The 25,232-nt window shown below is 45.3% G+C and carries 13 protein-coding genes; 12 read left to right on the top strand and 1 reads right to left on the bottom strand.

Annotation, left to right across the window (positions count from 1 at the left end; genetic code table 11):
* Positions 1 to 51 precede the first annotated feature (51 nt).
* A complete protein-coding gene (locus AC58PV_RS00995) occupies positions 52 to 1,155 on the top strand; it encodes a slipin family protein (protein ID WP_497430428.1) in 1,104 nt (367 codons plus the stop codon).
* Between the two features lie 32 nt (positions 1,156 to 1,187).
* Here AC58PV_RS00995 and AC58PV_RS00990 read toward each other — a convergent pair whose 3' ends face one another.
* Positions 1,188 to 1,904, bottom strand: a complete 717-nt coding sequence (locus AC58PV_RS00990) for an AraC family transcriptional regulator (RefSeq protein ID WP_497430427.1) — start codon at positions 1,902 to 1,904, stop codon at positions 1,188 to 1,190.
* Between the two features lie 346 nt (positions 1,905 to 2,250).
* Between AC58PV_RS00990 and AC58PV_RS00985 the strand changes: the two genes are divergently transcribed.
* From AC58PV_RS00985 to AC58PV_RS00935, 11 genes are all read left to right on the top strand, one after another.
* On the top strand, positions 2,251 to 4,038 hold the full coding sequence (locus AC58PV_RS00985) for a family 43 glycosylhydrolase (RefSeq protein WP_497430426.1): 1,788 nt from the start codon (positions 2,251 to 2,253) through the stop codon (positions 4,036 to 4,038).
* Between the two features lie 88 nt (positions 4,039 to 4,126).
* Positions 4,127 to 5,923, top strand: a complete 1,797-nt coding sequence (locus AC58PV_RS00980; RefSeq protein WP_497430425.1) for a cache domain-containing sensor histidine kinase — start codon at positions 4,127 to 4,129, stop codon at positions 5,921 to 5,923.
* Positions 5,924 to 5,925: 2 nt separating this feature from the next.
* The gene (locus AC58PV_RS00975; RefSeq protein WP_497430424.1) at positions 5,926 to 7,518 is read left to right on the top strand and encodes a response regulator transcription factor; all 1,593 of its coding nucleotides are present in this window, start codon (positions 5,926 to 5,928) and stop codon (positions 7,516 to 7,518) included.
* 116 nt (positions 7,519 to 7,634) lie between these two features.
* The gene (locus tag AC58PV_RS00970) at positions 7,635 to 9,218 is read left to right on the top strand and encodes an extracellular solute-binding protein (protein ID WP_497430423.1); all 1,584 of its coding nucleotides are present in this window, start codon (positions 7,635 to 7,637) and stop codon (positions 9,216 to 9,218) included.
* Positions 9,219 to 9,245: 27 nt separating this feature from the next.
* Positions 9,246 to 10,202 carry an ABC transporter permease gene (locus AC58PV_RS00965; RefSeq protein WP_497430422.1) on the top strand — a complete coding sequence of 319 codons (957 nt, stop codon included), beginning with the start codon at positions 9,246 to 9,248 and terminating at the stop codon, positions 10,200 to 10,202.
* Between the two features lie 13 nt (positions 10,203 to 10,215).
* Positions 10,216 to 11,109, top strand: coding sequence for a carbohydrate ABC transporter permease (locus AC58PV_RS00960; protein WP_497430927.1), 894 nt, complete (start codon positions 10,216 to 10,218; stop codon positions 11,107 to 11,109).
* Between the two features lie 24 nt (positions 11,110 to 11,133).
* The gene (locus AC58PV_RS00955) at positions 11,134 to 13,146 is read left to right on the top strand and encodes an alpha-L-arabinofuranosidase family protein (protein WP_497430421.1); all 2,013 of its coding nucleotides are present in this window, start codon (positions 11,134 to 11,136) and stop codon (positions 13,144 to 13,146) included.
* Positions 13,147 to 13,166: 20 nt separating this feature from the next.
* On the top strand, positions 13,167 to 15,518 hold the full coding sequence (locus AC58PV_RS00950; protein ID WP_497430420.1) for a family 43 glycosylhydrolase: 2,352 nt from the start codon (positions 13,167 to 13,169) through the stop codon (positions 15,516 to 15,518).
* A 211-nt stretch (positions 15,519 to 15,729) separates the two neighbouring features.
* Positions 15,730 to 17,601, top strand: a complete 1,872-nt coding sequence (locus AC58PV_RS00945) for an S-layer homology domain-containing protein (protein WP_497430419.1) — start codon at positions 15,730 to 15,732, stop codon at positions 17,599 to 17,601.
* 33 nt (positions 17,602 to 17,634) lie between these two features.
* Entirely contained in the window at positions 17,635 to 21,807 is a 4,173-nt protein-coding gene (locus AC58PV_RS00940; protein WP_497430418.1) for an Ig-like domain-containing protein, read from the top strand.
* A gap of 237 nt (positions 21,808 to 22,044) precedes the next feature.
* The gene (locus AC58PV_RS00935) at positions 22,045 to 25,200 is read left to right on the top strand and encodes an alpha-mannosidase (protein ID WP_497430417.1); all 3,156 of its coding nucleotides are present in this window, start codon (positions 22,045 to 22,047) and stop codon (positions 25,198 to 25,200) included.
* The last annotated feature ends 32 nt before the right edge of the window (positions 25,201 to 25,232 follow it).

The following is a 25,232-nucleotide window of genomic DNA, read 5'->3' as shown; positions in this document are numbered from 1 at the left end:
TCAACGCAGGAGGGCTCCAACTACGTGATCAATTAATCAAGGAGGTTTACGATGTTTAAAAAAGTGACGATACACAATGACGAACGAGGACTGCTATTTCGCAAAGGCAGCTATTATAAAAGTTTACAACCTGGCACATATCGGTTGTCACCATTTTCGGATGATCATATTGAAATCATGAATATCATGAACTCTTTTCAGGTCAAAGGGAAAGAACTTCAGTTGTTTATACATGACGAAATACTTATAAAAGAACTGGATCTTGTTCAGGTTCAAGACAATGAGTATGTGCTGCACTATGAAGATGGGAAGTTCGTGGGATTGTTGACAGCGGGAAGATATGCCTTCTGGAATGTGTTGAAAGCGCACACCTATCTAAGGGCTGATATACGTAATCCTGAATTACCTAGTGGAATTGACCCAGCGATTATTCCGAAGCTTGTTGGCTACTATCAGACATTTGAGGTGGCTAGTCACGAAAGTGGTGCTTTGTTTTATAATCATGTCATGCAAAAGGAGCTTGGTCCTGGTAAATACTATTTCTGGAAGGGACCCATAGGCGTTACTGTAAAAACGGTTGACTTGCGTCAACAACAGATGGATCTGACAGGGCAAGAAATGATGACGGAGGATAAGGTGACGCTGCGGCTTAACTTTGTGTGCCAGTATCGAATTATGAATGCCCTTCGAGCGCTTGACATCAAGTCATTTGAAGAACAAATACACATTAGGCTGCAGCTTGTATTGCGTGAGTATGTGGGTACTTTGAAATTAGATGATTTGCTCAAAATGAAACAGGAAGTCACCACTTACGCATTGTCACGTTTGAATGAAAATAGTCTAGCGTATGGCGTGCAATTCTTGTCGGCGGGTGTGAAGGATATTATTTTGCCAGGTGATATGAAAGATATCCTGAATACAGTCTTGCTGGCGGAGAAGAAGGCGCAAGCCAATCTCATCACTCGTCGCGAGGAGACTGCTTCTACGAGAAGCTTGCTGAATACGGCAAAACTGATGGATGAGAATCAAACCTTGTTTCGGCTGAAGGAGCTTGAATTCTTGGAGAAAATATGCGAGAAAATCGGGACGATTTCTTTTCATGGTGGAGGCAACTTACTAGAGCAGTTAAATACGTTTATTGGAGATAAAAAATGACAATTGAACTTCCTGCCATCTGTCCCCCGCACCTATCCACCATGACCAAATATCCTGCGAAAGTCGCTCGGCCTCACACTGGTTTTGCTCTGAAATAGGTTGGAGAAATAATGTGGATCCTCGTAACCGAGCTTATATCCAATATCGCTTATGGTCATTCGCGTGTCGAGCAGCATCAGCTTGGCGGATTCTATTTTTTTGGAAATGACATAGTTATAGATGGTTGTTCCGACTTCACGCTTGAATAAGCGATTCATTTGTTTTAATGAAAGGTCAATCTGGGAGGAGAGTCCGCGTGAATCATAGGGATGAAGAATGCTGTTGTCCAAAACTTTCTTAATCGCTTGCACGGTTGCTGTTAGGGCATTGCCTCGCTTACGTACCGTGTCAGAAAGACCAACAATAATTCGCATAAGAATAATTTGAAGCTCGGTCTGCACGTTCTCGACGGAAGTTTGCTGGGCAGCTGCAAGCGCTTCTTCGAACAAATGAGCTAAACCGCTGTCCTTCGTTACAATATGAGGAAGTAATTGATAGGCTTCAAGCATTGAAATCATCCAGTTTCCGCTAATATTCAGCCAGATGTAGCTCCATTGTTCCTCGTGATGGTTATCAGAGGTCACCTCGTGGTAACTGCCGGCTGGTAGGATGAATAGGTCTCCCTTATAAGCTGTGTGAGATTGGGAGTCGACCTTAATCTTGCCTTGGCCCGATAATACATATCCGAAGACGGTAATGGTGGCAAGCATTCGGATATTCTTGTAATCCTTTTCACAATAGTTAATGCCTAGGAACTGTACACTCAGAGGAGGGGGTTCCCCAACTAAAGGCAAGTGGTAGATAGGTCCAGATTTGTTGGGTTTATTTAACATTGCGTGAATGGGGAGTCCCTTCCTTCTTCAATGGTATGTACGGTTGTATTCCATATCTTCTCTCGGTTATTCTACCAAGAACCCTCGCTTATGTACAATTCCTTATTTGATCTTCGATGTCCCTTTTCCTCACCTACTTTACCTCTTTCTCTATTAAGCGTTTGGTCAAAGCACGGTATACTTAGCTATAATACAACCAGGAAGATGAAAGGAATAAGCGCAAATGAAAAGCGATTTTGTGACACAGCCTCCGCATCCTGAGACGGAATGGTCTGCGTGTACAGCCTATTCGGAATCAGCCTTACCCATAGCCCCAATATTGGATGTCTCTTTACGAGATGCGAGTATTTGCAAAGGGCCAGATGACGTATTTTATTTGACAGGAACAACAGAAGGCTCGCATATACAAGTGTGGACTTCCTCCGATTTACAGTCGTGGGAGGGTCCGTTGAACATATTGAACTTAGAGCAAGAAAGCACGTGGCAGAAGGAAAGTAAGGGCTATAGTGGCATCTGCTCCCCGGAAATTCATTATGTGAAAGGGACATTCTGGATTTCCTATGGTTTGCAAGAAGGCGGTACGGGACTGCTTCGTAGCTTATCAACTTCTGTGCAGGGGCCATTCCAAGACATGGGGAAAATAACGAATGACGGGCAAGATGCTTCGCTTTTCGAGGATGAAGATGGAGCGGTCTATTGGGTTTATGGCAATGGTCAAATTGCCCGAATGACAGCGGAGATGACAGGTCTTGCAGAATTGCCTCGGAGGGTAGACGTACAGCCATGGAAGGTTGCGGGACGAGAAGATCACCCCTCGTATAGTCAGAATCTACAGGTAGGAACGTATGGGGCTTTTCTATATAAACAGGATGGCACGTATTACATGTTTTGCGCAGATGCCTTTGCTAGGATGGATAGTGATGCGGTAGATACGTTTGTCGCGGTGAGTGAATCCATCTATGGTCCCTACAGTCGGCGGTACTTGGCACTTCCTCATGGCGGCCAAATTTCGTTATTTACGGATACAGACAATCAGTTGTGCGCAGCATTCTCAGGCTGCGGCAACTATTCGCTTGTCGAGCATTATCCTTCTATTGTACCTATGAACGTGATAAAGCCAGGATTTATTCGACCAAGTGAGGGTGTGTGGTTTGAAAAAGGTGGAGTAGGCAGTCTTCAACCTGTCGCAGACTTCCTCATTCGGGATCCGCATATTAGTACGGGGCAGGATGGCACCTATTATTTGACCGGGACGTCGGATCAGCCGCATCACAATTTCTGGGATCGGAATAACCAACTTCATGTGTGGCGTTCCCAAGACCTGAAGGAATGGCACCATGTGGCGAAGGTATGGGATTTGTCCGAAAATGGCACTTGGGAGAACAACATCTATGAGAACCCTTGTCTATGGGCACCTGAAATGATCTATCTCTATGGTACATTCTGGATCACGTATTCGCTTCAAGGCGGCGGAACGGGGATGATCAAAAGTATTTCTGGACTAGCAGAAGGACCGTATATCGATATGGGACGCATGACGAATACGGATATTGACTCCAGTCTGTTCCAAGATGAGGATGGCCACGTTTATTTTGTTTGGCAGGATGGTAAGATAGCGAGGATGAAATCCAACATGACGGGCTTCGCGGAAGACCCTCGCAAATTGCTATGTTCCGATGGTCAGCGCGTAGGCTACGAGGGGGCATTCATTGTTAAATATAGGGGGAAGTATATTCTGGGTGCAGCCGAATGGAACGGCGATAAACGTGTTGACGGTACTTACGATTTGATGTATGCGGTTGCGGATGAGCTGTACGGCCCTTATACGTCAAGACGATTAGCAGTCCCGCATGGCGGGCATGGAACGATGTTTATTGATCATGAGGGTAGACTCATGTCTACATTTTTCGGAAACGATCGTACAGCACCTTTCCGGACGCGTCCAGGAATTGTCCCGCTTGAGGTCGAAGAAGATGAAGAGGGGCTATGCATCGTGCCTTGTAGTGAGTAATATAAAAACATGAATCAAGCTCTGAAACGAGCTGGGTTCATGTTTTTTCTTTCATAAGTTTAACGACATGGAAAGGAGCCGCCCGTTTATGAAAATGTTCTCTATCAAAAAGCTGATTTCGCCTACGGGAAGTATCCAGGGGAAAATCTTTGTCGCCTTCAGTCTAGTTACGTTAATAGGTATCGTTGCCGTGACAAGTATTGTTTATCTCTACATGAGAGAAACCGTAAAGAATAATGCGATTACTTCCGTTAACGAGAGCATCAGACAGGCTGACGAATCATTAAATCTCCGTTTGGAAGAGGTTAGTCGATTGAATACAGTCGTGGCTACGAATAAAACGGTGCTGGATACGCTTCTTAGCAAGACAGAGGAACCCAGCTTCGAGTGGTTTCAGGAGCAGAAGCGGATCGAGGAGTTTTTATCGGCATTGATAGCTTATAAATCATACATTTCACGTGTAGCTGTTATTGGGTTGAATCAAAAGGTGTTCTTTGTCGGCTCCCCTTGGCTAGATAAGAACGTATTATTCTCACCCATGATGGATGCTTTACTTCAAAATGGGTCAGGGCATGCCTATTTTCATCAAACAGGCTTCAATAATTCGATCGTTACAGGTCGTGAACTTCGATATAACCGTAATTTAATCGGGATGGTCATGTTCGATCTCAATGACGAATTTATTAAGAAAATCTATGATGTCAAACCAACACCAGATAGTATGCTCTACGTGGTGGACAGGAAGAACGAATTCATCTATGAGCCTCAAGCGAGCGTTTTGGATAAGGAGGCTTTTATCCAATTCAATCAGCAGTTAGCTGGTACGGACGGCTCGGTTGAGAAAGTGATTAATCAGCAATCGTATCTCGTTATTACTCGCAAATCGGACTATACGGGATGGTCGACGGTGGCGCTCGTTCCCATGAAGTCTTTATTGACGGAAACGACCCATATTCGCAATGTGCTAGCCACCGTAGCGATCATTGTTTTTATATTCATTGTCATCGGGACGCTGCAAGTTTCCTCCAGAATAACTAGAAATATTCGAAGGTTAAGATCCATGATGATGCATGTGATGGAAGGCAATATGACGCTTCCAACAGTCGAGATTCATTCCAAGGATGAAATAGGGCAGTTATATCTCGTTTTCAAAAGCATGGTTGAAGAATTAAAGCGTTTGCTTGAAGGCATTATGAAGACGGAGAGGGAGAAACGTGAAGCGGAATTGGCTGTTCTGCAAGCGCAAATTCGCCCGCATTTCCTCTATAACACACTGAATACAGTCAAGTATCTGGCCAAAATTAACGGTGTTCCGAATATCGTAGAGGTATCCGAATCCCTCATTGAGCTGATGCGCGGTGTTCTCGGGAATACGAATGAATTCCTTACCCTGCAAGAAGAATTACAGTATGTCCGCAGTTACGTGACGATTGAGAAGTACAAATATGTTGAGCCATTGCATTTGAATATTAAGGTGGAAAATGATGATCTTCTGCAACTTAGTGTTCTTAAATTAATGCTGCAGCCACTTGTTGAAAATGCGATCATACATGGACTATCTGCATCCGCATATGAGGGTACGGTAGACATTCGTATCTATAAGGCTAATGAGGAATTGAGAATTGAAGTCAGAGATAACGGCAAAGGCATGACTAAGGAGCAGATTGAGCAGCTGTTTGAAGTGAATAAAGTTCAGACCAATACGCGTTTTAGCGGAATGGGTGTGCGGAACGTACATGAACGCATCGTGCGATTGTTCGGGGAGCCTTATGGGGTGTTTGTTGAGAGTGAGCTAAATGTGTATACAATTGTGCAAATTAGATTTCCTTTACTGCCGGTTCAGAAGGACTCGAATAACTCGAATAACTTGCTTCAGGAGGGATAATCATGTTTCAAGTGTTATTAGTCGATGATGAGGCGTTGGCACGCCATGATGTGAAGAGTATGCTGGATTGGGGAAAACATGGGTTCACGATATGTGGGGAGGCATATAACGGATCGATGGCATTAACCATGATGGAACAGGTGACGCCTCATATCGTGATTATGGATGTGAGCATGCCCATCATGAATGGGGTAGAGCTAAGCCGGGAGATGAAGGAAAGATTTCCGAAGGTTAAAATGATTATGTTAAGCAGCTTTGACGATTATGATTATGTCCGAACCTGTCTGATGAATGGGGCTATCGACTACTTGCTCAAGCATCGGTTGCAAGCACCAGCTCTTCTGACGCTTCTGGATAAAGCTGTTCAGCAATTGCAGAGCGAAGAAGCTCGAAATGCGCAATCCATTATGATTGAACGTCTAAGTCCAGTTATTCTCCGTGAGCATGTAGCTAATTTGGCTAGAGATACAGGTAGTGCGAGTGAAGTGCTGCAGTCATATGCCCGAGATAATCAGCTCTATTCACATGCAGTTAATTATAGATCTGCGGCTGTACAAATCGTTCCTTTTCTTTTGTTAACGGAATCTTTGACCGATGTACAAAAGAATCGCCTTGTACTTCAGGCAATTGAAGTCATGCAGATGGCGATTGGTGATGTTCAGAAACGAACGGTTGGCTATGTAGGGGAAGGACGCTTTATCGTCTTATTTTCCTCAGAAGAGCGAAGCGAACATGCCGTTACAACGCAAATGAACCAAGCAATGAGCGCACTCACACATTCACTCGAGAAGTTCCTTAACCTACAATGCGTTTATGCCATTGGTCCACTATGCGGAAACTTGAGACAGGTGGGTTCCAGTTATATCAAAGCGAACCAAGCGTTGGATATTCAACACGACCAAGGCTTGAATACATCCCTCTTGAAAGACTCCGTATTCAGGAAGGAACAGAAGCAGTTGCTGCTTTTCCTAGAACAATTGGATGGAGAACGAGTTAATCAATTCATCTCGGCTATATTTGCTGAGCTGCGAAGCCAGCCTGTATACGGGATGACTGTGCAAATCATTGTCAGTGAAATGCTGCATCTTGTTGAACTGACATGGAAGCGGCTTAATCCGCAGACAGCTTTCGAAGATATCGAACACTTGCCTGCAAGGGCAGAACTTGGGCGCATGAGAAGTTTCGCAGAGCTTGAACTCTGGATGCTGGGTTACTATGCAAGCTTTGTTGAGGCCATGAAGAAACAGCGTGTAGAAGGATCCCATTCGCGCCATATAGCCAAGGCACTTCAGTTTATTAAGGATAACTACGCATCTAACATTTCCCTAGACAGTACTGCAAGTGGGCTTAATCTGAACTCATCCTATCTTAGCAGACTGTTCAAAGAAGAAATGCAGATGACATTTACGGAGTATTTAAACCGGGTCCGCATTCGAACAAGCTGCATGCTCATGGAGTCAGGTACCTATTCGTTAAAGCAGATCAGCAGTGAGGTTGGTTTTATAAGTTACACATATTTCTTCAAGGTGTTTAAGGGGATTACAGAGATGACACCGCAGGCTTATATGGACCAATTGAAACAGTCAAAAAAGTAGAATGGAAAGTCATAAATGTTGAATCAACGGAACGTCATAATTCCTTATACTAAGATCAACCCTTAGAAAACGCTTTCTTATAGGGTGGAAAACAACTTGATCGGAGGAACATTAGCATGAAAAGAAATTGGGGGACAGTACTATTTTCAACATTGGTCATTTCCAGCCTAACGCTTTCCGCTTGCAGTTCAGACAAACCAAGTAAAGAGAATGAGGGTAAAACCCCAGCGGATGAGACGAAAGGTGTTGCTACAGCCGGTTTTCCAATCGTTAAAGAACCTTTGAAATTGAAAATGTTTACACGAATCGCGCCAACGAACGGCCCTTTCAAAGATATGCCTGTGTTCCAGGATTATGAGAAAATGAGCAATGTGCAAGTTGAATTTATTGAAGCGCCGACGGATGGTTTTAATGAGAAAAAGAACCTATTGTTTGCTTCGAATGAATTGCCGGATGTTATGTATCGCTCTGGTCTTACACCTTTAGAAGCGATTCGTTATGGGACTGGCGGCCAATTAATTCCTCTTGAGAAGTTGATTGACGCCTATGCGCCTAATTTGAAGAAATTGATGGAAACGTATCCAGAAATTCGACCTGCGATCACAACGCCTGAAGGACACATTTATGCGCTCCCAGGTATTGTGAGTGTGAACTCGGCTCGAACGGATAAGAGATGGATGAATCAAGCGTGGTTGCAGAAGTTGAATTTGAAGGCACCGGAAACCACTGATGAGCTTTATGAAGTATTGAAAGCTTTCCGAGATAAGGATCCGAATGGCAATGGCAAGCAAGATGAACTTCCAATGACAGCACGGAACGGCTTGAGTATTGTACCGATCATGGCGGGATCATTTGGTTTGGATTTCCAACTCGGCTACAACATTAACTTAGAGAATGACAAGGTTAATATTTGGATGGGAAGCGACCGGAATAAAGAATTACTCATGTATTTGAACAAGTTATATTCCGAGAAGTTGCTGGATCCAGAATTGTTTACACAGAAAGAAGCGCAATATCTGACGAAACAAGGGACAGGAAACACAGGTTTCTTCTTCGATCAGACGAACAATCCGATGTTGGATACGAAAGTGAACGAGCAATATGTCGGGATCGCTCCAGTCAAAGGACCGCATGGCGACAGTCTGCAGCTGGCAGCTCCAGTGCCAAGGGATTTCGGTGCATTTGCGATCACGTCGGTGAACAAGAATCCGGAAGCAACAATGCGTTGGATTGATTATTTCTATAGTGACGAAGGTTCCACTTTGCTTCGCTTCGGCCGTCAAGGTGAAAATTATGAGTTGAAGGATGGCATTCCTTATTACACGGCTGCCTTCTTGGCTTCAGGCAATCAGTCCAAAATTACTCCTTACGCGGGTGGCGGTGCACCGCATCTCATTAGTGAAAAGGTTGCATCTTATATCAATCCTCCGCAGGTTCAAGAAGCGCAGAAGAAACTTGATCCTTTCATGCCGAAGATTCGCTATGCAGCACCGATGTTCGATGAGCAAACTGCGCAACAGATCAACATTCTTCGTAACGATATTGATAAATATTACGAAGAGCAAAGCACCAAATTCATTGCTGGCGCCCTGAGCTTTGATAAGTGGGCTGAGTTTCAGAGTACATTGAAGAAGATGAAAATCGATGAACTGCAGAAGCTGTATCAAGTCGCGTATGATAACCTCAAAGGGCAAAAATAAGCACGACTGACGGCTGGAGGGCTACACATGAACAATACAGCAAAGACAGCGGGCGTTGCGTCTCGATCCAAAACGAGGCGCTCCAGCCTCTTTAAAGTGATGAGCAGTCGTTATGATCTTTACTTGATGCTGCTCATTCCCATTGTTTGGTACGCAGTATTCCATTATGGCCCCCTATATGGTTTACAAATTGCGTTTAAAAATTTCAGTCCAGCGAAGGGGATTAGCGGAAGCGCCTGGGTGGGACTTGATCATTTCCAACGATTCGTAGAATCGTACTACTTCTGGCGATTGTTATGGAATACGATCTCCATTAACTTGTTTTCCTTATTGTTTGCTTTTCCAATTCCAATTCTACTTGCCTTAATCGTGACCGAAATTCGTAATAAGTCATTCAGTAAAATTGTGCAAAACATTACATACATTCCACATTTCATCTCCATCGTGGTCATGGTCGGGATGCTCATGTTGTTCTTATCTCCGCACGGTGGTCCATTGAATGCAATCATTGAGGCGTTGGGTGGAGATCCGGTTCGCTTTCTCGATTCGGCAGCGTGGTTCAAGCCGATCTTCATTAGCTCGAATATATGGCAAAATATGGGTTGGCAGTCCATTATCTACATTGCAGCGCTAGCTGGAGTAAATCCGCAGCTGTATGAAGCAGCCAAAATGGATGGTGCCAGTCGTATGCGGCGCATTTGGCACGTTTCAATCCCTGGCATACTGCCAGTTATCGTCATTTTGCTTATTCTCGATGTTGGGCATTTCATGAATGTAGGTTTTGAGAAAATATTGCTTATGCAAAATAATTTGAACTTGGATTCCAGTGATGTGATTTCCACTTTCGTATATACCACAGGTATTTTAAAAGGCGAATACAGCTATACGGCAGCTATTGGCTTGTTTAACTCTGTCATTAACTTGGCATTATTATTACTCGTGAACCGCTTTGCCCGTAAGAAGGCGGAGACTAGTCTATGGTGAGGAGGGTCCTATGATGCAGGCACAAATACTCAAAAAGAGGAAATCGGATGAGAAAATATTCGATGCCGTGGTTAACGCCCTGGCTCTTCTTATCGTCGTCGTGGTCCTGTACCCGCTCCTATTTATCGTAAGCGCCTCCTTCAGCGATCCTGCGTTGGTCCTGAATGGAGATGTGATTTTGCTGCCGAAACAGATCACGTTAGAAGCCTATAAGAATGTCTTTCAGAATGAACAAATATGGAACGGTTATGGCAATACCATTTTGTACACGGCAGTAGGAACGATTATCAACTTGGTTATGACAACCTTAGCAGCGTATCCGTTGTCGAGGCCAGATTTACCTGGGCGTGGCATATTTATGGTATTTATTACGCTAACGATGTTTTTCAGCGGGGGTCTCATCCCGTCGTATCTTCTTGTGAAAAATTTAGGGATGGTCGATACGATGTGGGCGCTAGTCATCCCCGGCGCGATTGCTACCTATAATCTGATTGTGATGAGAACTTATTTTCAATCCAACATCCCTTGGGAGATTCAAGAAGCAGCGCATATGGACGGGTGTTCCAACTGGAAGTTGTTAACCCATGTGATCTTGCCGTTATCCAAGCCGATTATGGCGGTTATGGTCTTATTTTATGCAGTCGGTCACTGGAATTCCTTCTTCAATGCTTTGATTTATATTCGCAGCAAAGATTTGTATCCGTTACAGCTAGTGCTGCGTGAAGTGTTGATGGTCAGTCAAGCGGATGTGGTGGACAGCAGTGTGGGTCTTGAATCTAAGATTTTATTGGCAGAAAGCATTAAATATGTCGTCATTATTATTTCCAGTTTGCCGGTGTTATTGATGTATCCTTTTGTACAAAAGCACTTCGTCAAAGGCGTAATGATTGGTTCGTTAAAAGGCTAAAGAACGGAAGGAAGCGTTATATTCATGGGTGCAACAGCTAAGATTCAGGTGAATATGAATCAAGTCAGTAAGGACAGAATTAATTCTTATATATTCGGACATTTCGTGGAAGATATTCGTGATCATATGGATGCGATGTTGGCCTATCCGCTTTCGGATATGGATTTTGAAAGCAACGATGTAACCTATAGAGGACTATCTGGGAGCTGGCGCCCATTCACGAATGGGAAAAGCACGGTGTTCGCACTCGAACCCGCTGCAACCTATCATTCCGGGCATAGCCAGTTGGTACGTATATACAGTGATGACGAGGCATATGCAGGAATTCGTCAAGCGATTAGCGTGAAAGAAGATCAGCAGGGCTATGCATTATCGTTATATGCAAGAGCATCTGTCGAGATTAAGTTCCTTCAGGCAGACATCCTGGATGCAGCGACTGGAGAAGTGCTGGGCTCTACCCGCATTGAGATCGAAAGTCATAACTGGAAAAATTATGAATCGCGTATTGGTGTTAGTCGTTTATGTGAAGAAGCGGAGTTCAGACTCTATGTGCCTGCGGAGCATGAACGTTGGCGGGATCATGTATCCACGGGGATGCTTTGGCTAGATCATATTTCGCTGCTTCCGTCTGATAGTGTTGGCAACGTTCGCAAGGAAGTTGTGGATATGACCAAGGAGCTCAATGCCGGTATGATGCGGCTTGCAGGCAATTACATTAGCGCCTATCACTGGCAACAGGCAATTGGTCCAGTGAATGAGCGTCCCTGCGTCGTTAACGAAGCATGGGGCGGTTGGACGAATAAATACTTTGGCACGGATGAATTCATTCAGTTTTGCCGTGACTTGCAGGTGGAACCGCTGATTTGCGTGAACGATGGTTCCGGTACACCCGAAGAAGCAGCCGAGTGGGTGGAGTATTGCAACGGCGGGTCAGACACGCCGATGGGGAAACTGCGGGCCGCAAATGGGCATGCTGAGCCATATGGGGTGAAGTACTGGGAGATCGGCAACGAAGTCTGGGGACCTTGGCAGGTCGGGCATTGCACTGCAGAACAATTCGCAGATCGTTATGTGCGATTTGCGCAAGCGATGAAGGCAGTTGATCCTGAGATTAAGCTGCTCGCTTGTGGCGATGATAAGCAGGATTGGAACCGAATCCTACTTGAGCGAGCAGCAGCGCACATGGATTACGTAACGTTGCATTTGTATCATGGCTACAATCGCTTCGGAATGAATGATCGCACGCCGAAGGAAGAGAGATATAAAGCCATCCTCTCCTATCCGGAATGGACACGGGAATCCATTCGCCAAGCGAGAGAATTGATTAACTCGGATTCGCGCTATACGCATCTGAAAGTGGCGATCACAGAATATAACACGATGTACTATCCAAATACGATCCGTAAGGGGCTTCCCAATGAGCACACCCTTGAGGCTGCAGCTGCGAATGCAGCGAATTTGAATGAATTTATCCGCAACAGCGATCTGATCGAGATTGGGAGCTTCTCTGATTTAGTCAATGGCTGGCTGGGAGGGTGCATTCGAGTAGGGGATTTCTATGCGGACCAGTTTCGAGGTAAATCGGCAGGCAGAAGTGAGAATTCTTTAACCGTGTATGGTTCGCCAACTTACTATGTCATGAAAATGTATGCAAACAGAGACTTAGGCTATGTCGTTCATAGTCATACCGACTCCGGCAGCTTTAGCGTGAATAGTCTTGTGCCTACAGCACCTAAGCTAACGGATTTGCCGAACTTGGACGTTGTCGCTTGCCGTAATGCCGCTGGCGATAAATTAACGATCTTCATGGTTAATCGAAGTCTCGAAGACATTGAAACCGAAGTGGATTTGGACTATTTCGTGATATCGGGGACAGCTCGTCTATTTGCATTAACCGGGGAACATGCAGATACCATTAATGATGTACATCACCCGGAGGCGGTCGTTATCGATGAACATGACGTACCTGTGGTCAACGCCAAAGCGATCTGTGAGCTGAAGGCTTCATCTGTTTATGTATTGGAAGTCACTCGATAACAGGGGTATAGGATAATCAGATGCGAAAGATTAAGAAGACATGGATCTATATCATCGCTGTGTGTGTTCTTCTATGTGCTCTTGTGACAATAAAGCCACTGCTTCGGCAAGAGAAAGGGGCGGAGAGGATGGCGCTAACCTTAGTTCAGACGTACCAGAACCCGTTCGTATTGGATCAGGAATGGGAGGATTACGGGATCGGAGATCCCTATGTTCTCCGTTTTGATGGCAAATATTATCTATATTGCAGTACCAAGGATCGACGGGTAGGCGTGAAAGCGTGGAGTTCGGATGATCTTGTGAACTGGCGCTACGAAGGATTGGTCACCGAGGAAGCAATCAGCGAAGGGGCCTATGCGCCTGAGGTCGTGTATTGGAACGGCTCGTTCTACATGTACACCTCTCCTGCGGGCAAGGGACATTACGTCTTGCAGAGCGATAAACCGACAGGTCCTTTCGTACCGAAGACGGACAATCTAGGTTTAACAATCGATGGCTCCGTGTTTATTGACGACGATGAGAAATGGTATTTCACACATGCCAAATTGAACGGTATCATGGCAAGTCCAATGAAGGATCCCTATACGATTGAACCGGGGCAACAGTTAAATGCCTCACTTGGACATTGGACCGAAGGTTCAATGATCATTAAGCGCAACGGTCGTTATTTCATCACGTACACAGGAAATCATGTATTTAGTAAAGGGTATCGTGTCAATTACGGGGTCAATCATGAATCACCAATTGGTACGTACACAATCCCAGAGAACAATCCGATTCTGATTTCTACTGCCAATGATTTCAATGGACTTGGTCACAGTGCGACAGTCATGGGTCCTGATTTAGACTCCTACTATATGGTCTACCACAACCTAGTCGGACGATCAGCAGAAGGCCCGCCTATTCGCAAACTGAACTTGGATCGGCTTGTTTTCAACGGAGACAAGATGTCTGTACTTGGTCCAACACATGGTGCGCCACAGGAAGCACCAAGAATGCCAGCATTTCAGGACGTACCTGGCGCCGCACCTTCTGCTGACAAGTGGGAGTCTTTAAGTGAAGCAAGCGGCAAGGAAATATGGTTGTCTAAAGCAGTGACAGCCTCTCGCTACACGGCTGAATACAATTTTAAATGGGATCAGGCGCAAGGTGCAGGCTCATTACTAGATGTCATATTTGCTTATGGGGATGCGGACAATTACCGTAGCGCTCGCGTGAACAAAGCGACGATGGAGCTATCCCTAATAGATTGGACAAATGGCGTAGAAACGGTTGTTGCGACGAAGCCTTTGCCGAAGGAGACCGATCTTACGAAGGTTCATACGATCCGTATGGAGTCGGGCAATTCGGGTACCCTGCTTTATTGGGACGGGCTGCTGAAGATCGAGGGAGCTGCCATGATGGGGCGCGTCGGCCGAATCGGCTATGCGTGGCCGCAAGGGGAGAAGCCTGATCTGCACTTCACAGCTTTCTCGAATGAAGCGAATGGCAGCAGTGATGTGCAAGCTCTTAAACCTCTGCCTGGCATGTTGGAAGCTGTTCATGCTGAATGGGAAGGCCAACCAACCGTCCAATCCGGCTTAACGCCTGATGGCAGTGAGGCTGTTCGCCTTTCGAAGGGGGAAGAGGGACTCCTCTTTCGGGTCAATGTTCGGGAGGATGGCAGCTATCTGCTCTCCGTTAACGCAGCCAAGACTTCGGCGGGTTCAACGTTGAAGCTCGAAGTCGACGGCACGACCAAGTCGATTAAGCTGGACGCGTCTTTATTCGCAGATGATGCAGCATGGACTAAGGTGCCGCTTGGTGAGTTTGAACTGAAGGCGGGCACACAGTGGCTGTCGCTGCACGGGGCGAAGGGAGACGTTACCCTTCGATACGTCGAAGCGAGTCCAACCGTCCCTATGCCCGAGCAGTCAGTTATCAAGCCGACAGCTGTCGGCTTGGTTAATCGCTTCGGTGGAGATGTCGGTTGGACAGATTACACCGTTAACTTCGATGTGACGCTCAAAGCGAACACATCGGATGAGGTAGGTATCCTGTTCAGGACGACGAACGAATCGGATTTCAAAGATCAGGTGAAGGATGCTTTCATGGGGTATACCCTTGCGTTCCATACGGACAAGGTAGAGCTGCGGCGCGTGAATTATGAAAATACGGTGGAAGCGGCCTCTGGAAGTTTACTATTTAAGCCAGGTCAGACCCGCCACCTTACCGTGAAACTGAAAGGTTCATTAATAAAAGTTTTCTCTGAGGACAGCGATAAACCTATCCTGACCTGGAGGGATCCGAATGCGTTTCTATTAGGGCGCGTCGGCTTACGGGGCATGTCCACAGCTTGGACGATCTCGCCTTTGACTGTAACGAGTAAGTAGTAAATGTGTGAGGTAATCACCCTTAATCAGTGCCGATATAGGCATGGTGGGGGTGATTTTTCATTTAATTATAGGTAATAAGAACTATAAATTTTTTATTTATTGCAGTAACATGTCGAATAATAAAGGAGTTTTATTTCGCCTTAACGAAAATCATTGACGGGCTTCCGTGAAAGCGCATGTAATTCATAAACATCAATGGAGGATTTGTATGCAAAAGTATTTTAAGATGCAAGCAGTCAAGAGCTCGTTAGCACTTCTGCTTGTTGCTGGAAGTGTTCAATTTATACCGCAAGCAGCACTAGCTGAACCCGTAGAGGAAATTCCCGTGTTGCTCTCAATGGGGAATGAGTTTATTGAAGTAGGAACAACGATTACAATTCCAGTTAAGGTTACACCGAACGGTGAAATCGCTTCGTATAACATGCAGATTGATTTTGATCCCAAAATCTTTTCCATTACAGCGATTAATCCAAGATATGGAAGCTCGGAGGTGGACAAATGTCTCAATACTATAGAGGGTTGCTTTCAAGCTAGCTTCGATAACACAGCCGGATGGATACGCACTGCTTGGATTGATATGACGACGGGAACGAGTGATCAACACCCAATTAAAGACGAACAGGTCCTGTTTGATTTTGTGATTCAAGCAAAAAGCGAGGCGAATGCAAGTCATTTCCAAATCGTTGATCCTACAAATCGTGAAAGTTTAACTGTCACTGACGGAAATTTCACGGGTCAGGTGCCCCACCAACGTGAAGTTAAATTTGTGGGAGGCTCGATTACTTCTTACATGAAATCCTCAGATAGCTCTCCTCCAGCAGGTGTGCCTGTGTATGTAGATGGGCAGCTGCAAGAGCAATCAGCAACCGCTGTAACAACGACGGTGAATGACCAAGTGGTCACAACAATAACGGTTGATAACAAGAAAGTTACTGAGTTAATTGAAGGCAATGCGTTAAAGAAAGTCATGTTGCCGATTCATAGCACCACTGCAAACGTAGTCATTGGGGAATTAAATGGCAAGTTGGTTAAAGCCATGGAAGGCAAAGAAGCTTCTATTGAAATTCAAACCAATCTGGCAACGTATACACTACCAGCGTCTCAGATTCGCATTGATAATATTTCGGATGCCATTGGCAAAGATATTGCGCTGGAAGATATCAAAATCAGTTTGAAAATCGCTGAGACCTCTGCGGATCAGACAGGGAATGTGGAATCAGCTGCTCGTTCGGGGCATTTTGAGCTTATTGGCAAACCAGTAGATTTTGTCATCGAAGCCAGTTATGGGGATAAGAAAGTCACTGTACACCAATTCAATGATTATGTGCTGCGTTCACTTGTATTGCCACAAGGTGTAGACCCTGCCAAAATGACGACTGGAGTTGTCGCTAACGAAGATGGCAGCTTGACGCATGTACCGACTACGATTCGCAAAGATAATGAGACCTACTTCGCAGATATTAAAAGTTTAACGAACAGCACGTATTCTGTCATTTGGAATCCCAAAACCTTCCAAGATGTGGCGACGCACTGGAGCAAAACAGATGTGAATGATCTTGCATCCCGATTAATTATTCAAGGATCAGCAGAGGATCAATTCAGTCCCGACCGGTCGATTACACGAGCTGAATTCACGGCGATTATGTTGCGGGCGTTAGGGCTCCATAGTCCTAAAGATGCTCAGGACATCGCTTTCTCGGATATCGGAGACGCGGATTGGTATATGCAAGATGTGAAGACGGCTGTCTCCTATGGATTAATTAGTGGATATGAAGATGGTACTTTCAAGCCGAATGGCCAAATTACACGTACTGAAGCGATGGTTATCATTGATCGTGCGATGTCGATCACACAAATCGAGAAAGTGAAGACCGATGCTGCTGCGACAGATATACTCTCATTCTTCAAGGATGGAACGACCATTCCAGGATGGGCACGTCAAGCTATTGCCTCAGCGGTTAAACAGGGCATTGCGCAAGGTGCAGATAATAAGCTTGCACCAAGCGAGAATATTACTCGTGCACAAACAGCAACGATGATCCGCCGAATGTTAATCAAGGCAGGTTTAATTAACGCCTAATCGTAATGCCAAGTAAGAAAGGAATGTTAGCATATGAAGAAAAAGTTATGGGACAAGCTCCTTCCCCATCCTCATAAAGGTTACTTTGTTACGTTAAGCGCTATACTAGCCCTTAGCCCACTAGTTGGGACGGGATACACACATGCATCGAGTACAGCAATTGTCACAACACCTATTGTTAATAAAGATGTTCAATGGATGCAGATCAACAGCAACTCCGTTATTGATGCGAACACCATAGCAATAGATATTAGCAATCATACACATTGGCATAATGAAAGCGGGATGACGCTTTCGGCTTCGTCCAAAGATAGCGCGGCAACGGCTCAAATCGAGGGGAACTTGCTTAAAGTAACTATTCTTTCGGCTGGAACAGCTACCATTGAATTAAAGGCAGAGAAAGCCGGCAGAGCAACTGCGGTAGATACGCTTCAATTTACTATCATTCGAATTGGGGACACGAACGGTGACGGGAATGTCACTTCAGCGGATGCCCTTTACATTACGAAGGTTGCCAATACAACACCTCCAATCACGGATCCAGTTGAGATCAATCGGTTGGATATTAACCGGGATGGGAAAGTGAGCAAAGAGGACGCCACGGCGCTCTTAACGAATTATGTGGGGAAATCGGGCACCGTTGCCAGCACATTTATTGTGAATATCCAAGAGATTAATGACAAGCCGCAAGTCACTTCTGCTCATGTGGACGGTCAACTTAAACTGAATGAAATTGTGGAAATCATGCCGGACTATCAAGATGTGGAAGGAGACATAGCAGATACTTACACCTATAAATGGTATCGGGGTAAGGATTCGGCAACTAAAGAAGAGATTAATGGGGCACAGTCGAAGCAATACACCATTCAAGCAAGTGATGTCGGCCAGTATTTGTTTGTAGCCGTTACGCCAAGTGCCCAAACAGGTGTTAAATACGGGGATACGTACATGTGGACAAGTGCTGCACCTGTTCCTGATACAACGCCACCTGTGCTTAATCAACCATTGCAGCCATTTTTGCTCTTGAGTAAAGCGGCTATGTCCTCTAATTTTGTGATGGTGTTTAATGAAGCTATCCAAGCAGGTAGTGGCAACATAACATTACGTAAAAAATCAGACCAGACTATTGTTCAAACCTATGCCGCGAACGATAAGGATAAAGTAAAAATCAATCAGGCAACCGTTGAAATCAAAAATCCAGGATTAATCGATGTTACCGATTACTACATTGAAGTCGACGGTACGGCTATTCAAGACTTGGCTGGGAATTATTACGCTGGTCTAAGCGGGTCAACAGGATGGGCTTTCACGACGCCAGATACGACTGCACCAATCGTGAGTGTAAATCAACCGGTCACTGCTGCAAGGAACGTATTGAAAAATGATGCTTTAAAATTGACCTTTAACGAAGCTGTCAAGGCGGTTGCTGGTAAAACAATTACGATCTATAAAGCCGATCAAACGGTGTTTGAAACCATCTCTGCCGACGATACATCGAAAGTAACAATCACTGGTTCTGTGGTAACGATTCAACACAGCAATTACGAAGAGAAAGTGGATTATTATACGCTTGTTGAAGCGGGTGCATTTGCAGATCTTTCGGATAATGAATATTCAGGGATAACGAGCAGTACGGCATGGGCATTTTATGTGCCTGATGCCACTGCTCCTGAAGTTAACAGCTTGTATCCGCTTAATAATGGGAATAAGATCAACCCCACAAATGATTTCAGAATTACCTTTACTGAAGCTGTTCAAGCTGTATCAGGCAAGCAAATCAAAGTGTATAATGCCATCACGCACAGCGAAGTTGCTGCACTTGACGCAGATGACGTCACTCAAGTTCAGATTACGGATAATGAAGTTGTGCTCGTAAATCCAGGCTTGGCGAATGATAAGTCGTACTATATTGAAGTAACTGCTGGCGCTTTTCAAGATCTTGCAGGTAACCCTGTTGCGGCTATTGGAGGCACTTCGGAATGGACGTTTGCAACACCGGATACGATTGCGCCAACTGTGACAGCTTATAGTCCGGTTCCAAATGGAATTACGGCATCGAAGGACTCTGCTCTAACGCTTACCTTTAGTGAGTCTGTCGTGGCGGATGCTACGAAGAACATAATCATTTATAATACTGCCAATGACGAGAGCGTAACTATCAAAGCTGCAGATTCAGCGCATGTGGCAATCGTTGGAGGGCTGGTCACATTATCTAACCTAGGCTTAAAGGAAACGAGCAGTTACTACGTTGAGATTGAAGAAGGAGCCTTTACGGATTCTACTGGTAACTCGTATGCAGGCATATCAGGGAAAACAGAGTGGGCCTTTGCGACACCGGATACGACAGCGCCAACGATTGCGGTGCTTTCGCCTGCTAATTCTTCTACGATAAACGACTTATCTGCGCCACTAGTGATTACATTTGACGAAGATGTGAAAGCCGTAAACGGTAAAAGCGTAAGTATCTTGAAAGAATCGGATAACTCTATTGTAGCTACCTACTCGGCAACGGACAGCACTAACGTTATCATTGCCGGTAAAGTAGTAAAGATTACCACCCCTGGTCTATCGGATGTAACGACCTATTACATCAAACTGGATAGCGGAGCTTTCACTGATTTAGCTAATAATGCGTTCGCTGGGATATCTAGTTCGGCGACTTGGAGCTTCTCGACACCAGATAAAACGGCACCTGTCATAACACAATTGACACCTAGCCATCAAGCAACTGGTGTTAGTAAGAGCGCTGACTTCTCTGTCGTATTTAGTGAGAATATTGAAGCCATCGCGGGGAAAATGATTCATCTATATAAAACCTCTGATCATAGCAGCGCGATTGCCAGTTATGATATCACTGATACGGATTATGTAACGATCAATGAGAAGACGTTAACCATCAAAAATCCAGGGTTAGATGACTTCACCCAGTATGATATTCATATCGATGAACACGCTTTGAAGGATTCGTCCGGCAATCTGTTTGCAGGACTTGTCGGCACGACAAGCTGGAGCTTCTGGTCACCAGACACACGTACGTTTACTTCAACTAATTTTGAAGAGTTTAGCGAGAGTCAGCTGCTTGCGTCTGGAGGAGCTATACTAGACTTAGTTATAGAAGGTGATACATTTAAGGATGGTTTGGTAGCTAATGATTTCATTTTGAATCATGCTCCAAGCGGTCTTACCATTCTTGACGCAGATAAAGTTAGTGATAGTGAGGTATTTCTTGCACTAGATTATGATGGTACTGATTTTGACACAGACATCACTAATTTCAGTGTAACCATTAAAGCGGCAGCTTTGACTTCTGGTAGAACATTGACTTCAACTGATACAACGATTACAGCTACTGTAGAACTTGATTTAATTACAGAGAGTTTAAGTCCTGCAAACGGTGCAAGCAATGTGGATAAAAGCGGCGATCTTACCATGACATTTGATTCCAATGTGAGTGGTGTGGCTGGTAAGAGCATTAAGATTTTTAAGAAATCCGATGACGCTCTGATTCAGACTATTGATGCCGGAGACAGCTCCAAAATAACTACGAACAACAAGGTAGCCACGATCAAACATCAATCGCTGCTGGATCAATCCGAGTATTACGTTACTGTTGAGGGCGGAGCGTTCAAAGATGCGCAAGGCAAGATGAATCTCGCTATAACTGGGAAGACAGACTGGGTACTCAAAACGGTTGTATTTAATCCAGGGCCAATGTTCACTGAATTTCTAGATGCAGGGGATGGGCAGATTGCCATTGAGATGGGGAATCTCTCTAACAGTGGTAAATATAATGGCTATCAACTATGGGTGTATAAGTATAATCAGGTTACCAAGGGGATAGATATTAGCAAATACTCTTTATTTGACATTGCACAACTAGGGAAAGCATGGTTCATTTCTATAAATGCAATCTTTTATGATTACATGGAATATATTAAATTTCCGGAAACGTATTATAATATAGAAATTGACGCCTATAATCCTACTAAGTACACAGTGAACGCTTATGTGATCAAAGATGCAGGCGAGAAAACCATTGATGTCTTAGGCGATCCGACAGCTGTGACTGCGAATGCTTTCTTGCCTAACGGTGGTACGCTTGTGCGTAAACCAGCCATGGGTGGAGGCGTTAGTACCTATCTGCCATTTCAATGGAATGTGTTTCCCAAAGGGACTTATCAATACTTTGGGTCACATACGAATTAAATAGAACGTTATTTAGCTAAGTCAAAGTAAAGGACTCTCTACGTAAATGGAGGGTCCTTTATTGTATTACTAACAGGAAAATGAAATTACCCCCTATGAATCATCCGTTTACCTATCCCACCTTAAGGTGATTATCCATTACAATAGGCATAACTAACGCTTTAGATATAGTAGTATTACCCATTATCAGGATTCATATGACGGCAGCATCATCAACGGATTGAGGGGAGTTTTGTCATGTTTTGGACAGTAGAGAAGTTGCAAGCGCGAATCCATGAATTGGAACCTTTTCGCTATCGTGATGAAAGGGTTATAGATACGTTTCGTTTCAAATTAGATGCCGAAGGTGAAATTGGAGCTTATCCATCTGATGAAGGTGAATGGGGTTCGATTCGCATTGGTGATCGATGGACAGGCCGCGATGTTTATTATTGGCTAGCAGTGGATGTAAGTATTCCCGATGAGTGGAAAGGCAGGAAGGTGCTCGGCCGGTTTAAGTTGGGACAAACAGGAGAAGGCACGAATAGCGGTTTCGAATCGCTTCTTTTTCTGAACGGAGAGCCGTATCAAGGCGTGGATTCGAATCATGATGAAGTATTTTTTCCAGAAGAAGTGATCGGCTCGAAGGTGCAGTTGCAGTTCCGCTTGTGGTCTGGTTTAGGCGGTTACCAAAGCGCCCGTGTAATGGAAAGTAAACTAGAACTGGCAGCTATGTGCTGGTTAGATGAGGCTTGCGATGATCTGTACTATACGAGCAAAGCGTTGCTAGAAACGATTCGCATATTGGACGAACGTCGTCCGGAAAGGCATGAGTTATTGTCGATGCTGGATCAAGCTTTTCTGATACTCGATTGGTCGAGACCAGGGAGTGAAACTTTCTATAACTCTGTGACGAAGGCGCAGGAACAGTTGCAGAAGGCGCTATCTTCGATGCCGAAACTGCACGCCGTTGTCGTTCAATGCATTGGGCATACGCATATCGACGTCGCTTGGCTCTGGCAGCTGAAGCACACGCGCGAGAAGGCAGCGCGATCATTCTCCACGGTACTGCGCTTGATGGAACAGTATCCGGAGTACATTTTCTTGCAAACACAACCGCAATTGTATGAATATATGAAGTCGGATTATCCAGATATTTATGAACGGATCAAGGAACGCGTGAAGGAAGGCCGATGGGAAGCAGGCGGAGCCATGTGGCTGGAGGCAGACTGCAACTTAGCTTCCGGAGAAGCATTGGTTAGGCAGCTGCTCTACGGAACGCGCTTCTTCCGTGAGGAATTCGGCGTTGAATGCAAGTATCTGTGGTTGCCTGACGTATTTGGCTACAGCTGGGCACTGCCGCAAATCCTACGGAAATCCGGCATTGAATCGTTCATGACGACGAAAATTAGTTGGAATCAATATAATCGCATGCCGCACGATACGTTTATGTGGAGAGGGATTGATGGATCGGAAATATTGACCCATTTCATCACGACGCCCGATCCGGGCTCCAGTGAAGGCGCGTTCTACTACACGTACAATGGGAAAGTTACCCCATCTTCGGTGCAAGGTATTTGGGACGCTTACCGGGACAAGTCACTCAATTCATCGCTATTGCTGGCTTATGGGTTCGGCGACGGCGGAGGTGGCGTAAATCGCGAAATGCTGGAAATGCGGCGCAGATTGGATCGAATTCCTGGCATTCCCGCGGTTAAGACGGGGCGTGCTGACGAATATTTTGACAAGTTGCATCAACAGGTTTCTGACTCAACATCTTATGTGCATACTTGGGACGGCGAGTTGTATTTAGAGTTGCACCGCGGTACCTATACAAGTCAAGCTTATAACAAGCTTATGAATCGTAAGTTGGAGCTGCTGTATCGCGAGACAGAATGGCTGCAAGTCATGAGCGGATTATTGAATGCCAGCGCACAGGCATCGAGCAGCGAGAGCTCTCACCTTCTGTACGAAGGTTGGAAAATTATTTTGCGCAACCAGTTCCATGACATTATCCCAGGTTCATCCATTCGAGAGGTTTATGAGGACAGCAGGATTGAATATAGCCAAGCTCATACGATTGGAAAGCAAGTGTGGGAGCTCTCTGCTTCTTATTTAACAGATAGTAGACAGGGGCCCGAAATGCTGGTGTTCAACAGTTCACCATGGGAAGTAACAGATATCGTATGCCTGCCTCAAGGGGAAGCGGGAGTTGAAGGCCTTTGGTTGGATGCGTTAAATCGGCCGCTTGAAACTCAGTTAATTGAAGGTCGCCAGTTGGTGAAGGTCGAGAAGATTCCATCCATGGGATACACCGTGATTCGACAAGGAGATCGAGCAGATACGTATTTGCAAAAGGTGAAGGAACTGCCATTCACCAAGTTGCCTCATGGTGTCATAACGCCATTCTATGAAATCGAATGGAATGAAAGTGGACAGATTGAACGACTCTATGATCGGATAGCGAATAGGGAAATCATCGCCGAGGGCCAGACGGGCAACCGCTTCGAAGTGTTTGAAGATAAGCCGAAGGGCCGGCATGAGGCATGGGATATTGATATTTTTTATACCGAGAAAAAACAGGAAGTGGCTAGTGTAACCCGGATCGAAGTGACGGAAATAGGGGCTTTGACTGCGATCGTCCGTTTCGAGTGGTCATATATGGATTCAACCCTAGTGCAAGATATGGTGCTCTATGCGCATAGCCGTAGAATCGATTTCAAGACACATGTCGATTGGCATGAGCCGCGCAAGCTGCTGAAAGTCGCTTTCCCTGTGCGAATTCGGGCGACGGAAGCAACATACGATATCCAATTCGGTAATGTAAAGCGCCCTACACATTGGAATACGAGCTGGGATTATGCGCGTTTTGAGACGGTAGGCCATCAATGGGCGGATTTGTCGGAACGCGGATACGGTGTCAGCCTGCTGAACGATTGCAAATATGGCTATGACATCAAAGATCATGTGATGCGATTGACGCTGATCAAATCTGCGATGGTGCCGGACCCTACCGCGGATATTGGTGAGCATCATTTCACCTATTCATTGCTGCCGCATGCTGGCGATTGGTATGAGGGGAAAACGATGCAAGCCGCAAACGCCCTTAACAATCCACTTACGTATGCGTCTGGAACGCCGGAACAAACGTCATTCAGCTTGTTCCGTCTGTCATGTGAACATGTCATGATTGATGCGGTTAAAGTCGCGGAGGATCCCGATGCTGTTATTCTGCGCATTCACGAGTTTGCAGGCATAAGTGGACCTCTTGAGATTGCGAGTGACGCCGGAATCGTGTCTTGGCAGGAGTGTGATCTCCTTGAACGCCCTGAAGGCGAGCAGCACCATGACGCCCGGATCGGAGTGCAGTTGAAGCCTTATGAGATTCGAACTTTTATGATTCAATTCAAATAACTATGTGCAATCATGGCCGCAAACTTCTTTGC

It is taken from the genome of Paenibacillus sp. J22FR83, from assembly GCF_059691955.1.
The sequence above is the reverse complement of the archived record's forward strand: the minus strand, read 5'-3'. Positions and strand labels throughout refer to the sequence as shown.